Source organism: Parasedimentitalea huanghaiensis (assembly GCF_009753675.1).
Lineage (GTDB): Bacteria > Pseudomonadota > Alphaproteobacteria > Rhodobacterales > Rhodobacteraceae > Parasedimentitalea > Parasedimentitalea huanghaiensis.
Window position 1 is genome coordinate 41177 of the sequence record NZ_WQLV01000016.1, and the last position, 12896, is coordinate 54072.

The 12896-nt window shown below is 54.8% G+C and carries 12 protein-coding genes; 5 read left to right on the forward strand and 7 right to left on the reverse strand.

Annotated features, from left to right (window positions below; genetic code table 11):
* Positions 1-45 precede the first annotated feature (45 nt).
* Together GO984_RS19675 and GO984_RS19680 are read right to left on the reverse strand one after the other, a co-directional pair.
* On the reverse strand, positions 46-999 hold the full coding sequence (locus GO984_RS19675; protein ID WP_157024287.1) for a dihydrodipicolinate synthase family protein: 954 nt from the start codon (positions 997-999) through the stop codon (positions 46-48).
* Positions 996-3125 carry a xanthine dehydrogenase family protein molybdopterin-binding subunit gene (locus tag GO984_RS19680; RefSeq protein ID WP_157024288.1) on the reverse strand — a complete coding sequence of 710 codons (2130 nt, stop codon included), beginning with the start codon at positions 3123-3125 and terminating at the stop codon, positions 996-998. Before GO984_RS19680 ends, GO984_RS19675 begins: the two co-directional genes overlap by 4 nt.
* A gap of 158 nt (positions 3126-3283) precedes the next feature.
* Between GO984_RS19680 and GO984_RS19685 the strand changes: the two genes are divergently transcribed.
* On the forward strand, positions 3284-4078 hold the full coding sequence (locus GO984_RS19685) for an aspartate dehydrogenase (protein WP_167740434.1): 795 nt from the start codon (positions 3284-3286) through the stop codon (positions 4076-4078).
* Positions 4079-4087: 9 nt separating this feature from the next.
* On the forward strand, positions 4088-5032 hold the full coding sequence (locus GO984_RS19690; protein ID WP_157024289.1) for a LysR substrate-binding domain-containing protein: 945 nt from the start codon (positions 4088-4090) through the stop codon (positions 5030-5032).
* Between the two features lies 1 nt (position 5033).
* On the opposite strand, the gene GO984_RS19695 is transcribed toward GO984_RS19690, so the two are convergent.
* From GO984_RS19695 to GO984_RS19715, 5 genes are all read right to left on the reverse strand, one after another.
* The gene (locus GO984_RS19695; RefSeq protein ID WP_157024290.1) at positions 5034-5576 is read right to left on the reverse strand and encodes a 3-hydroxyanthranilate 3,4-dioxygenase; all 543 of its coding nucleotides are present in this window, start codon (positions 5574-5576) and stop codon (positions 5034-5036) included.
* A 162-nt stretch (positions 5577-5738) separates the two neighbouring features.
* Positions 5739-6881 (reverse strand): N-acetylglucosamine-6-phosphate deacetylase, encoded by a 1143-nt coding sequence (gene nagA, locus GO984_RS19700; protein WP_157024291.1) that lies wholly within the window; start codon positions 6879-6881, stop codon positions 5739-5741.
* Positions 6878-7906 (reverse strand): SIS domain-containing protein, encoded by a 1029-nt coding sequence (locus GO984_RS19705; RefSeq protein ID WP_157024292.1) that lies wholly within the window; start codon positions 7904-7906, stop codon positions 6878-6880. The genes nagA and GO984_RS19705 overlap by 4 nt, the downstream gene beginning before the upstream one ends.
* Before the next feature lie 11 nt (positions 7907-7917).
* Positions 7918-8676 (reverse strand): GntR family transcriptional regulator, encoded by a 759-nt coding sequence (locus tag GO984_RS19710; RefSeq protein WP_157024293.1) that lies wholly within the window; start codon positions 8674-8676, stop codon positions 7918-7920.
* On the reverse strand, positions 8673-9551 hold the full coding sequence (locus GO984_RS19715) for a glucosamine kinase nucleotide-binding domain-containing protein (protein WP_342448113.1): 879 nt from the start codon (positions 9549-9551) through the stop codon (positions 8673-8675). The genes GO984_RS19710 and GO984_RS19715 overlap by 4 nt, the downstream gene beginning before the upstream one ends.
* 165 nt (positions 9552-9716) lie before the next feature.
* Here GO984_RS19715 and GO984_RS19720 point away from each other — a divergent pair, with 165 nt between their 5' ends.
* The 3 genes from GO984_RS19720 to GO984_RS19730 all read left to right on the forward strand — a co-directional run bounded on the left by GO984_RS19720 (position 9717) and on the right by GO984_RS19730 (position 12889).
* Positions 9717-10610 carry an N-acetylmuramic acid 6-phosphate etherase gene (locus tag GO984_RS19720; RefSeq protein WP_157024295.1) on the forward strand — a complete coding sequence of 298 codons (894 nt, stop codon included), beginning with the start codon at positions 9717-9719 and terminating at the stop codon, positions 10608-10610.
* 44 nt (positions 10611-10654) lie between these two features.
* Complete coding sequence (locus GO984_RS19725) at positions 10655-11905, forward strand: ABC transporter substrate-binding protein (RefSeq protein ID WP_157024296.1); 1251 nt, start codon at positions 10655-10657, stop codon at positions 11903-11905.
* A 69-nt stretch (positions 11906-11974) separates the two neighbouring features.
* Entirely contained in the window at positions 11975-12889 is a 915-nt protein-coding gene (locus tag GO984_RS19730; RefSeq protein ID WP_157024297.1) for a carbohydrate ABC transporter permease, read from the forward strand.
* The last annotated feature ends 7 nt before the right edge of the window (positions 12890-12896 follow it).

Here is a 12896-nt window from a genome sequence, read left to right on the forward strand (position 1 = left end):
CCTACTTCGCACGTTACACTGACTGTTTTGTCTCAAATAACTCGGTCAAAGCTTTAAACCGCAGGCCTCGAAAGCCTCTCGTGTTCGAGCTTTTTCTTCCTCAGTCAGCTGCAACAGTGGGGATCGCACTGCGCCGCCAATCTGCCCCAACAGTTCCTGCCAGTACTTGCCGTGCGCCTGTGGCTTACCGCCGGGTTTCGTATCTAAGATTGCTCGCCGCACCGGGTCCAGACTATCACGCACCTGACGCGCCTCGGTAAAGCGGCCCTGAAACGCCAACTGGGTGTAATCGTGCATCCGGCGGTCGTTCTTAGTCTGCAACTGATATGGCGGTGACGAGCACAGATAGAGCTTCCAGTTCAGTTCCTCAATGTTATCCAGCCACTCCACTTCGGACGCGGTCGAAACATGGATTTTGTCCCCAACCATATGACTAAGGCGCACATACATCTCGCGCGGTACTGAATATTTGATCGCCACAATGTTTGGCAATTCCGCGATACGGGCACAAAGTTCGGGGCTCATCAAATAACCGCTATCCGGGTGGCTCCACATGGCGATACCAATATCAACTTGATCGCAAATTGCCTTATAATAGTTGTACACGGTGTCATCCGGATCAGTGACAAAATGGAGCATTGGCGCGTGTACCACGATGTAGTCGGCGCCGCAGTCCTGCGCATGACGGGCCAGTTCCAGCACAGTGTCAAAATTCTGATCCGAAGCCGACATGATGGTGCCTGCCTGTCCGTCGCACTCCTCTACCGCAATCTCAAAATTACGTTTACGCTCCGCCAGGCTCATCGAAAAGAACTCACCCTGTTTTCCGGCGATAAAGAGCCCCTGAATGTCGAGATCATCTACCCAATGACGAATGTTCGACCGAAGCCCGGCTTCGTTGAAAGACCCATCGTGGTGAAACGGGTTAAGCGCTGCGGCCCAGATGCCGCGCATATGTTCGCGGGCGTGGTCCTTGGCGTCCAGTTTCGAATACTTCATGTGGCGGCTCCTTCTTCGGCGGCCTGAATGGCACGCCACAGGTTTTGACTGGTCAATGGCATTTGCAGATCCTCAACCCCCAATGGGCGTAGAGCATCAATTGCGGCGTTCAGAATTGCGGCAGGGGCCCCAATTGTCCCGGCTTCCCCCACGCCTTTGGCGCCCAGCGCATTCATTGGACTGGGTGTCTGAAAGGTATGTTGAGACAGGTGAGGCATGTCACCGGCACGCGGCAGCGCGTAATCCATGAAGGAACCGGTCAACAACTGGCCATCTTCATCATAGATCACCTGCTCCATCAGAGCCTCACCCAAACCTTGAGCAAACCCACCCAGGACCTGACCCGCGACCTGCGTTGGGTTGATGATACGGCCGGTGTCATCCACGGCAACTGCCCGCTCGATCAAAGGCACTCCGGTATCACGATCAACAGAAAGCAAGACCATATAGGCGCCATTCCCCCATGCCTCACCTTCGTTTTCATATCTCAGGTCAGCAACCAAGGGGGCTGTCTCGCCCTGGTCCAGCCGAGTGCGGATTTCTTCGCAGGCTCTGAGCACGGCACTGCCGCCAATGGCGGTACTGCGACTGGCTAAGGCTCCGATCCCTTCAGGGCAGGTTTTGGTATCACCGCAAATGACCGTGATCTGTTTCATCGGAATTTGTAGGGTATCTGCGGCGATCTGGGCAAAGGCAGTCTCACGTCCATGGCCCTGCGTTGAGCTTCCGCTGGCAACCAACACTCTGCCATCAGCTTGCAGCGTAACCCGCGCCGTTTCCCACCCCGTCCCCGAAGGCTCAAGATAGAACCCGATCCCAAGCCCAACCAACTCTCCGCTGGCGCGTCGCACATCGCGCTCTTTTAGGGCCTCATTATACCCGCTTTGGTCCACCAGAACATCCAGAACCCTGGAGTAGTCACCGGAATCAAGCACATTCCCAGTGCCAGTCCGATACGGAAACGCACTGGCGTCCAGCAGGTTCCGGCGACGAATTTCAACCGAGTCCAGCCCGGTCACAACTGCGGCTTTATCTACCAGCCTTTCGATCAGACAGTTTGCCTCGGGGCGTCCGGCACCGCGATAAATGCCGGTAGGGGCAAGATTATAGGCCTGTGCGCGGGTCGAAATATCAAGATTTTCGATTTGGTATCCTGCAGGCAAAATCCGTGCAGCATTCCACACCGTGGTCAGCGCTGAATTAGGCAACCAATGGCCCACTGGTCCATTTACCTCAGCCTGCAGCGCCTGAAACATTCCATCCTTGTTCACAGCCAAACGTCCGATTGTTGTGAGCCCCCGCCCATGGGTGGCAGACAAGAACTCTTCAGACCGAGTCGCAGTCCATTTCACATCGCGTTTGTGATGGAACGCAGCCCAGACCGCAAAAACATCCTCCGGATACAACGAGGCCTTCATACCAAAGGCGCCCCCCACATGGGGGGCAATCACACGAATGCGATCAGCATCAACTCCCAATATACTGGCAAGCGCGCTACGAGAGCGGTGCGGAGTTTGTGTTGAGTGCCAGACCGTCACTGAATCCCTGTCTTGGTGATATGCCACTGCAATGGCGCGAGGCTCCATCGGAGACGGTGCAAGTCGGGGATGCAAAATTGTGGTTTCAACAATGTGGTCAGCGGCAGCCAGTCCAGCCGCAGCGTCTCCAGCGCTCCATGCCTGTTCTGCAACTAAGTCTGGTGCTGCGTCCGACCCTGTATCCAATGCTTCATTTATGTCAGCATAGACAAGTTCAACCGCGTCCAACGCCAAGGCATTGCTGGTTGCCAATATTGCTGCAACTGGCTGCCCAACCGCATGGACTTGCCCCTGAGCCAACACCGGAAACTCCCGTTGAACCGAAAGAGGAATAAGTGGATTGACGGTCAGACGCCCCAAGTGGGTAACATCCGCACCAGTATGCACTGCCACAACCCCCTCAGCTGCCTGTGCATCTTCAGTTTCCAGCTCAGCAATATCGCCGCGCGCCTCTACGCTGCGCAAGAATGAGACATGCAACGGGTTTTGGAGTAAAACATCGTCAGTATAGGATCCCTGCCCAGCCACCAGAACCGCATCCTCACGGCGGATCACCCGCTGTCCGATATGGGAGTTCTGATCCTGCATCCGCCTTTGGCACCCTATTGTTTCCAAAGCAGATATGACTCACGCGCAAGAGCAGTACCAAATACAAAAAACTCAAATCGATATAACTAAAATGGATAGCAGTAAGCCTTGAGCAAAACTATACTGGCGGTCAGCTAGACTCTTCAAAAGGCCGCCACGTGAAAATTGCTCTGCTCGGAAACGGCGCTATCTCGCGCTATGTGCAACAAGCCACGCTCAAACAAGGGTTACACATAGAGGCTTTTCTGTTGCGCCCTCAGCGATTGGACGAGAACCACCAAAGCGTGGCGTCGGACTCCTCAATCGTCAGCTCGGTGACGGCATTGCCGCCAGATGTAACGCACCTAATTGACTGTGCGGGGCACCAGGGGTTGGCCGAACACGGGCCTGCAGCATTGCGCGCAGGACTGGATGTCATCACAGTGTCGATTGGCGCTCTGGCCGACCCTGATCTTTATGACGACCTCGTTTCTTCGGCAACAGAAGGCGGCAGCCGCCTGCATTTAGCAAGCGGCGCCATTGGTGCGTTAGATACTCTGCGTGCCGCCCGTAGCGGGCAACTGGACAGTGTCCGCTATACCGGTCGCAAACCGCCACAGGGCTGGATAGGGTCACCCGCCGAACAGATCCTTGATCTTCAAAGCCCACTGCCCAGCGCCCTGACCCATTTCACAGGGTCAGCCCGCGATGCCGCACTCCGTTACCCAAAAAATGCCAATGTCGCAGCAGCCGTTGCATTGGCTGGGGTTGGCTTTGACACTACAGAGGTAGAGCTGATCGCAGATCCCACCATTTCATCTAACATTCACGAAATATGCGCCAGCGGTGACTTTGGCTCATTTACCTTTTCAATCACTGGCAACAGCCTGCCCGACAACCCTCGCAGTTCAGCCCTAGCCGCAATGAGTGTGGTCGCGGAAATTCTTGCCATCAACAAACCGATCCGCAGCTAGGAGCACACTATGGCCGTTCGTCATTCCCGAATTGTCGACCGTGTGTTGACCCGCCTAAAACTAAAACAGTTGCGGCTGCTGGTTGCCGTGGGCAAACACAACAATATTCAGAACGCCGCCCGCGAATTGAACGTATCCCAGCCAGCCGCTACCAAGATGATCAAAGATCTGGAGCTGGATTTTGAAGTGCAGCTTTTTGAGCGTACCAATCGGGGCGTCATTCCCACCCCTTACGGTGAAGCCCTGATCCGACATGGGAAACTGATATTCGCCCAGGTCTCAAACGCTGCGCAAGAATTGGACGATCTGAACGAGGGCAGCAGTGGTCGTATTGTCATTGGCACACTTCTGGCTGCTTCCCCGCAATTGCTGCCAATGGCGATAGAGAAACTTCTGCACAGGCGTCCAAGTGTTTCGATCAAAGTTGTCGAAGGCACCAATGAGGTTTTGATGCCAGCGCTAAAGTCGGGTGAAATTGATCTGGTTGTTGGTCGCCTCCCTGCTCAGCGCCACCGCAGCGATTTGGAACAATTGCAGTTGTTTGACGAAAAAATCCTGTTGGTGGCGCGCCGTGGGCACCCCATTTGCGCCAACCACAAGCTTAGCTTTGACGACCTAAAATCCTGGGGTTGGATCCTTCCACCGATCGAAACCACTCTGCGGCGTCAATTGGACCAATTTTTTGTTCGGCAAGGACAGTATGCTCCCGCAGTCGCAATTGAATCAGTCTCTTACCTAACCAACCGCGCAGTCTTACAAGCCGGTGATTTCATCGGCCTGATGCCCGCACACGTCGCTGCACAGGATATCGCGTCGGGATTGCTGCAAGAAATCCCATGGAGCCTGCCAATAGATGACGGCCCCGTCGGAGTTTCATTCCGCAGCGCCGATCAGCTCTCCCCAGCCGCTACTGTTTTTTTACAGGCGCTCCAGGATGTGGCCGCTTCGATGTAACCTATAACTTAACCCAACCTTCTGGAGGTTCTTTACCCGGATGGATGACACCACAATTCGGACAAGTCCGCGCCGCCTCTGAAGCATAGAACTGCGCATAGACCGGTGGCAGATCTTCTACGATGGATTTCAGCTGCATCTCTGCGCGGTGCACCAGAGCGCTACATTCAAAGCAATACCACTCAATTGCATCCAACTCTCCAATCTGCCGTTTGGGTTCGATCACCAGCCCAATTGATCCTTCTTGTGGGCGCTGCGGTGAGTGCCGCACATGTGGTGGCAGCAGAAATATCTCGCCCTCACGAATTGGCACATCATAGAACTCTTCACCGTCATACAGCTTGAGCACCATATCACCCTTAAGTTGGTAGAAGAATTCTTCAACGGGATCATCATGGTAGTCGGTGCGTTTGTTGGGGCCTCCGACAACTGTCACCATCATATCAGCATCTTCCCAGATTTGCTGATTGCCCACCGGTGGTTTTAGCAAGTGCTTATGCTCGTCAATCCAGCCTTGAAAATTAAACGCCTTTAGCTTTCCCATAATACATCCCTGTCCCTGCCTACTCGTCACCTTGGAGGCATGGCTGCTATCAGCTCAAGGAATAAAATCGAAATCAGGTATCCATTTTTTGAATGACAATTACGGCCCCTGCAATGTGGGTTCAGTTTGAGGGCAACTAATTCCGCGCTCAGGGCTGAACGGCTAAACTAGCTGTCCGCACTGCCAGACTTGCTCGAGTGACAGCGACTCGTTCAGGTGCAGAACATCCGCCCGACATCCCTCAGCCAATCGACCAACATGCGCTGTGTTAACCAGATCTGCCGGAACCTCACTTGCCATAGAAAGTGCAGTTTCCAAATCTACGCCACACATCTCCACCAAATTGCTCACTGCCGTTACCAGCTCCAGATGCGCTCCGGCAAGGGTGCCATCTTCCAGTGTCAGGCGATTGCCACTTCGCCGGATCAGACGATCATTCAGCGTAAAGCTATCGATTTCGGATCCCGCCGTAGCCATTGCATCGCTGACGAGGAAAATGCGTCCCGGTCCCCGCTTTGATCGCAGTGCCAGAGCCATGCTTTCGGGGTGTACATGTATCCCGTCGGCGATCAGCCCGGCGCTCAACCCACCCAGAGCAAGTGCGGCCCCGACAGTACCTGGCTCACGGTTGCCGATCTGGCTTTGAGCATTGAACAGATGCGTAACACAGCGCGCGCCCGCCGCTGCTGCCGCCTCGCAAGCCTCGAAGCCTGCATTTGTATGGCCTAGCGAGACCAGAACCCCAGCTTCGTGCAGGGACGAAATCTGGTCATTTGTGACATTTTCCGGGGCAACTGTGATTTTCAGCACCGGCAATCTGGCCGCAGCGTCGAGCAACACCTCCAAATCTTCTGAGCTCATAGGGCGAATTAGCGTGGGATCATGTGCGCCCTTGCGCTCCAATGATAGATGCGGCCCTTCGAGATGAAGCCCCAGGATGCCAGGGACACTTTCTGCCACGGCCTGCTCGACCGCCGCGATCGCACCGCGTACATGCGCGGGGGTATCAGTGATCAATGTTGGCAAAATAGAGGTGGCGCCAATGCGCGCATGAGCCTCAGACATCGTGCGAAGTGTCGCCACATCATTCAACATCACCCCGCCACCGCCGTTGACCTGAAGGTCGACAAAGCCGGGTGCCAGATATCCGCCTGCCAATTTGATGACACAGGCCTCGGCAGGGACGTCGGTTTGCCCAACGATCCCTGCGATCTGGTGCCCCTTCAACAGCAACGCGCGCCCGGCGTGAAACTGCCCCTCCTCCAGAATCCGAGCGCCAATCAGGGCCGTAAGCCGATCAGTCATACCGTTTCCGTGACTTTTTTCAGGTGTCTAGGCGCATCAGGATCGATCCCTCTGGACGTAGCAAAGGCTTCAACCATGGAATAGAAGGAAACAATCAGGCTCAGTGGATCGGTCAAACCATGATCTGTGCGGATGTGATCAATACATGCCGCGCCCTGCACCCGATTGGTTGTAGCAAACACTTGTGCTCCCTTAGCAGCAATCTGATCCGAGATATCCGCCAGCGCCCCTTCTGCCGCATCAGCAGCCGCAAACCCCAGCACTGGGAAGCCCTCACCAACGATCGAAACAGGCCCATGCAACACTTCTGCAGAGGAATAACTCTCGGCGTGCAGTTGGCAGGTTTCTTTAAACTTCAGCGCAGCCTCATTTGATACGGCCAGTGCCTGCCCCCGCCCAAGCGTAAACAGGGATTGATGCGCGCCGATTGCTTCGCGCACTTCGGGCCAGTTGATCTGCGCAGCCGCCTCTAATTGTTTTGGGAGCGCACGAATAGCAGCCAGCAGCGCAGTATTGCGATCCCATTCAGCCATCAGCCACAAGCCGGCCACCGCCGAAGTGACAAAAGTCTTAGTGGCAGCGACGCTTAACTCCGGTCCAGCATGAATATTCAAGGTATGGGCACTGGCCTGTGCCAATGGCGATCCCGCGTCATTTGTCAGGGCTACCGTCAGCGCACCGTCACGACCTGCATTACCGGCCATTGCAACAATATCCGGGCTTTGTCCCGATTGGGACACTGCAACGCTCAACCCCTTATTCAACTTCAGGGTGCTGTCATAAATCGACCCTACCGAAGGCCCAACAGAGGCAACGGGAACACCAAGGAGGATCTCAGAAACGTATTTCAAATAGGTGCAGACGTGATCCGACGATCCACGGGCCACAGTCATGACAAAGGCAGGGTCCAACCCCCGAACAGCATTAGCCACTGAAGCAATATCTGCAGCTCCCTGCGTCAAAAGCCGGTCAACCGCAGCTGGGATCTCATCGATTTCGCGACGCATTTTGGTGCTTTGTGTCATAGTGTCAGCTCCTATTGGCTGGCCAGCCGCAGTTCGGCTACAAAATCGTAGGCGTCACCGCGATATATAGAGCGGGTGAATTCAACCACCCGCCGATTAGGCAAATATGAAGTACGCATAATCCGAAGACCTGCGGCGCCAGGATCGACCCCCAGCAGGGCAGCGTCTTCTGCGTCAAGATTGATCGCTGAAATGCGCTGCAAGGCCCGTACCGGACGATTTCCGTCTGCCTCCAGCACCTTGTACAGAGATGTTTCAACCAACAGTGGGTTGGGCAAGATGTCTACAGGTAGCGAGGCGCGTTCAATCGCCATGGGCATGTCACTGGCCCGACGCAGGCGTTCAATTCGGGCGACAGAATCCCCTGGGGACAACCCCAGCACCATCACCTCTTCTGGTGAGGGCATGTAAAGACCCCGGCCCAGCCATTCGCTGGACGAATTGAGACCGCGCCGCACCATGTCTTCGGTAAATGAGGTCAGTCGCGAGAGAGACTGTTCAACTTTGGGTGGCCCGTCAGAGACAAAACTACCTGACCCCTGTCTTTGCACGATGATGCCACGATCGACCAGATCTTGCATCGCCCGCCGCACCGTTACCCGAGACACCCCACTTAGCGACGCTATTTCACGCTCTGCAGGAAGCGGCGCGTTTTCCAGCAACAAACCATTGCTGATACCATCTTCAATCCGCTTTCGCAGACGTACATATCGCGGTCCAGTGGCTTCATCCAGCCAGTCAGCAGGTTTCAGGAAATCTTCGATTGTCATGCCGTTTCCTGCCCCACCTGTCGCGCAAACCGGCGGGAGAGCTCCAAGGCCCCATCCAGCGCCACGCCTTGGCCTTCTGTCACTGTTGCGGCGATTTCAGCTGGCAGGTAATCCACATAGTGTTCTGCAACACCACCCACTGGGCACACAATCTCACCGGGCTGATGACCTAATGCAGTCAACCCGCTGCAAATATAGTCCGCCCCAGCGACCATCAGTTCCTGCCCGACGGTATCGCCGGCCCTGGCCGCCTGGACCACCCGCGGCGCGTAGCCACCGTAGTCGACAGGCTTGGCTCGAAAAGAAAAATTCATGATTTGCACGACATCGTGCTGGAATTCACTAAGACAGCTCTCAACCAAGTCACTCGTCGGCAGGATACCATCCAATACATGCAACGCTCGGCGGAGCAATTCTTTACCCAACCAACACCCCGACGATTCGTCGCCCAGAATAGAGCCATAGCCTCCGATTAAGCGCATTTCATCTTGGGTTTGTCGCGCCAGAAACGAACCCGTGCCAATCCCCAACAAGCAGCCAGGCCGATCACCCAATGCGCCAACCACCGCAGACGGGCGGTCATCTTCGACCAGCACGTGTCGCGACGGCAATTGATCCGCAACAAATTGCGAAACAGCGTCATCTACCACTCCAGCCAGACCAGCATAAATAGGGATTTCGCCAAGCCGGGCAGCTTCGAGACCTGCTAATGTGGAAAGTTCGATCAAGCCTTCATTCAAGACCGCAATCGCGGCCTGCGGCGCACTTGAAACATTAGCCCCCCCACGCCGCGCATACGTCACGCCAGAAGGTGACTGCAACGCAAACCGACAAGAGGTGCCGCCACCGTCAATTGCAATAAAGTAAGAATTCACCGAGTCTCTCATATCAATACCTATACGATACCTTTACGCAAAATAAAAGACCTTTTGCCACCAGCTATCCTCGAAAGCAGGACCAAATTAGTTACCTAACAATAAATGGTAGACAAAAGGTATTAGATAGGTATTTAATAGCTACAACTTCCTGGGAGGAATCACATGACCGCGACCGCGTCACCACAGACGGAAACACTGCATAGCGACGCTATGGGGCTGGACCTACGTGCTGACAGCGAAGTCTTGTCGCAACTCCTGAACAGTCAGCAAATGGCTCTCAAATCGATGAGCAGCGCACTGCCAGAGATCGCAGCTGCTGCAGAGTTGCTAGTCAAATCCATTCGCAACGGTGGCCGCTTGCATTACGCTGCGGCGGGGTCTTCGGCTCTGATGGGTCTGGCAGATGGCGCAGAACTTCCGGGAACATTTGGCCTGACTGCTGATCGCATCGCGATTCACATGGCTGGCGGCGTTCCGCTGAACGGCAATATGCCAGGCCATACAGAAGACAACGATAGTGCCGCGCTTGCGGCCGCAGAAACTGTCAAGCCGCAGGATGTTGTCATCGCGATCTCAGCCAGCGGCTCAACGCCCTACCCAATGGCGTTTGCGCAGGCTGCACGAGATCACGACGCCGCCATAATTGGCATCGCCAACAACGCAGATGCACCACTGTTTGCGCTGGCAGATGTCGCTATCCACCTAAAAACACCACCCGAAGTGATCGCCGGGTCGACCCGCTTGGGTGCAGCCACTGCACAAAAGGTCGCGCTGAATATGATGTCCACCCTGACGGGTATCCGTTTGGGCCACGTATTCGACGGTATGATGGTCAACCTCGTAGCTGACAACGAAAAACTGCGGGGCCGGGCTATTGGCATCGTAACCCAGATCACAGGGACCACCGAAATGACCGCCCAGGACTGCCTGCAAAAAGCAAATGGAGCGGTCAAACCCGCCGTACTTCTGGCCGCCGGGGCTGCGTCAATCCAGCAGGCAAATACAATTATCGAGCAAGCCAACGGAGACCTGCGTGTCGCGCTGCGGCAGCTTTGACCACGGCCATTTGGCCAACAATTGATTATCTAAGGGAGAAAGATATGAACCGGAAACTTCTTAGCCTGGCACTTCTGGGCTCGACCATCTTGGGCGGCGCTGCCGCCGCTGATGTCACTCTGACCATCGAAAGCTGGCGCAATGATGATCTTGTCCTATGGCAGGATACTATCATCCCAGCATTTGAAGCTGCTAACCCCGGCATCAAAGTAAAGTTCACACCTTCGGCCCCAGCCGAGTACAATGCGGTGCTGAACTCCAAACTGGACGCAGGCAGTGCCGGCGACTTGATCACATGCCGCCCATTCGACGCTTCATTGGCCCTGTATGACGGAGGCCACCTGGCCGACATCTCCAACCTCGAAGGTATGGCCAACTTCTCTGATGTAGCCAAATCTGCATGGCAGACAGACGATGCCTCGGCCTCGTTCTGCATGCCTATGGCATCGGTTATTCACGGTTTCATCTATAACAAAGAAGCCTTTGCCGAGCTGGACATCAAAGTCCCAGAAACCGAAGCTGAGTTCTTTGCTGCGCTTGAGACCATCAAAGCAGATGGCAACTATATCCCGATGGCGATGGGCACCAACGACCAGTGGGAAGCCGCAACCATGGGCTATAACAACATTGGTCCAAACTACTGGAAGGGCGAAGAGGGCCGTTTGGCACTGATCGCTGGCGACCAGAAGTTGACGGATGCGCAGTGGGTTGCACCATATGAAGCTCTGGCCAAATGGGGTGAATATCTGGGTGACGGATATGAAGCTCAAACCTATCCAGACAGCCAGAACATCTTTACTCTGGGCCGTGCTGCAATTTACCCCGCAGGCAGCTGGGAAATCACAGGCTTCAACGCTCAGGCTGATTTTGAAATGGGTGCCTTCAAGGCTCCGGTCCAAAACGCTGGCGACACCTGCTACATTTCGGATCACACCGACATCGCGCTTGGCATGAATGCTGCATCGCCCAATGCCGAGGCGGCCCAGACCTTCCTTAACTGGATGGGTACGTCTGAGTTTGCTGGTATCTACGCCAACGCTCTGCCTGGCTTCTTCTCACTGTCCAACCACGAAGTGGCAATGGAAGATCCGCTGGCGCAGGAATTTGTCAGCTGGCGTGGAGAGTGTGAATCCACAATCCGGTCAACTTACCAGATCCTGTCGCGTGGCACGCCAAATCTGGAAAATGAAACCTGGGGTGCCTCGGTCGCAGCCATCAAAGGCAGCAAATCTGGCGCTGATCTGGGCATGGAACTGCAAAGTGGTCTGGCCAGCTGGTACGCACCACACAAGTAATACCACCACTCACTTGATAACGTTCTGGGCCACCTGTTGGCCCGGAGCACCCATGCGGAAAGGGATGACATGAAGAATTCAGGCATCAAATGGCACGTCATCGTGTTTCTGGCACCCGCGGTACTTGTCTATACCGCCATAATGATCTTTCCGCTGTTCAATACCCTGAGATTGGCGCTGTACACAGAGGTGGACCAAGTCCGCCAATTTGTTGGTCTTGAAAATTTCCGCACCCTGTTTGGTGACCCCTATTGGTCCGGCCAGTTCTGGAATGCCCTGGGTAACAACTTCTGGTTCTTCTTTATTCATATGATCGTGCAGAACCCAATTGGTATCGCCTTGGCAGCCATCCTGAGCCACCCACGGCTGCGATTTGCAGCTTTGTACCGCACTGCAATTTTTGTTCCAACGATCCTATCCTTCGTTATCGTTGGATTTGCCTGGAAGCTGATCCTGTCTCCGATCTGGGGCATCACGCCAGATATGCTCAAAGCACTGGGCCTGAAATGGCTATATGCGCCCTATCTGGGCAAGGAAGAGTATGCGTTGACCACACTCGCGCTAATCTCAGTCTGGCAGTTTGTCGGCATCCCAATGATGTTGATCTATGCCGCGCTTTTGTCGATCCCCGAAGAGGTGCTGGAGGCTGGAGAGGTTGACGGCATCACCGGTTTTGCATCTTTCTGGAAAATAAAATTGCCGCTGATCCTGCCTTCGATCGGCATCATCTCGATCCTGACCTTTGTGGGTAATTTCAACGCATTTGACCTGATCTACACCACCCAAGGCGCGCTTGCCGGGCCTGACTTCTCAACCGATATCTTAGGCACATTCATGTATCGCACCTTCTTTGGCTTCCAACTGCAATTGGGCGACCCGCATATGGGATCGGCTATCGCCAGCGGTATGTTTGGTATCATCCTGATTGGTGTGTGCATCTATCTATTTGGCATCCAGACTCGTCTGCGTCGGTATCAATTCTAAAGGAGGC

What these genes read in the sequence shown, in the direction of transcription:
- GO984_RS19720 (WP_157024295.1), top strand. Translation starts at nt 9,717, where the DNA reads ATGACCGCGACCGCGTCACCACAGACGGAAACACTGCATAGCGACGCT.
- GO984_RS19725 (WP_157024296.1), top strand. Translation starts at nt 10,655, where the DNA reads ATGAACCGGAAACTTCTTAGCCTGGCACTTCTGGGCTCGACCATCTTG.
- nagA (WP_157024291.1), bottom strand. Translation starts at nt 6,881, where the DNA reads ATGACTGATCGGCTTACGGCCCTGATTGGCGCTCGGATTCTGGAGGAG.
- GO984_RS19680 (WP_157024288.1), bottom strand. Translation starts at nt 3,125, where the DNA reads ATGCAGGATCAGAACTCCCATATCGGACAGCGGGTGATCCGCCGTGAG.
- GO984_RS19690 (WP_157024289.1), top strand. Translation starts at nt 4,088, where the DNA reads ATGGCCGTTCGTCATTCCCGAATTGTCGACCGTGTGTTGACCCGCCTA.
- GO984_RS19695 (WP_157024290.1), bottom strand. Translation starts at nt 5,576, where the DNA reads ATGGGAAAGCTAAAGGCGTTTAATTTTCAAGGCTGGATTGACGAGCAT.
- GO984_RS19710 (WP_157024293.1), bottom strand. Translation starts at nt 8,676, where the DNA reads ATGACAATCGAAGATTTCCTGAAACCTGCTGACTGGCTGGATGAAGCC.
- GO984_RS19730 (WP_157024297.1), top strand. Translation starts at nt 11,975, where the DNA reads ATGAAGAATTCAGGCATCAAATGGCACGTCATCGTGTTTCTGGCACCC.
- GO984_RS19705 (WP_157024292.1), bottom strand. Translation starts at nt 7,906, where the DNA reads ATGACACAAAGCACCAAAATGCGTCGCGAAATCGATGAGATCCCAGCT.
- GO984_RS19675 (WP_157024287.1), bottom strand. Translation starts at nt 999, where the DNA reads ATGAAGTATTCGAAACTGGACGCCAAGGACCACGCCCGCGAACATATG.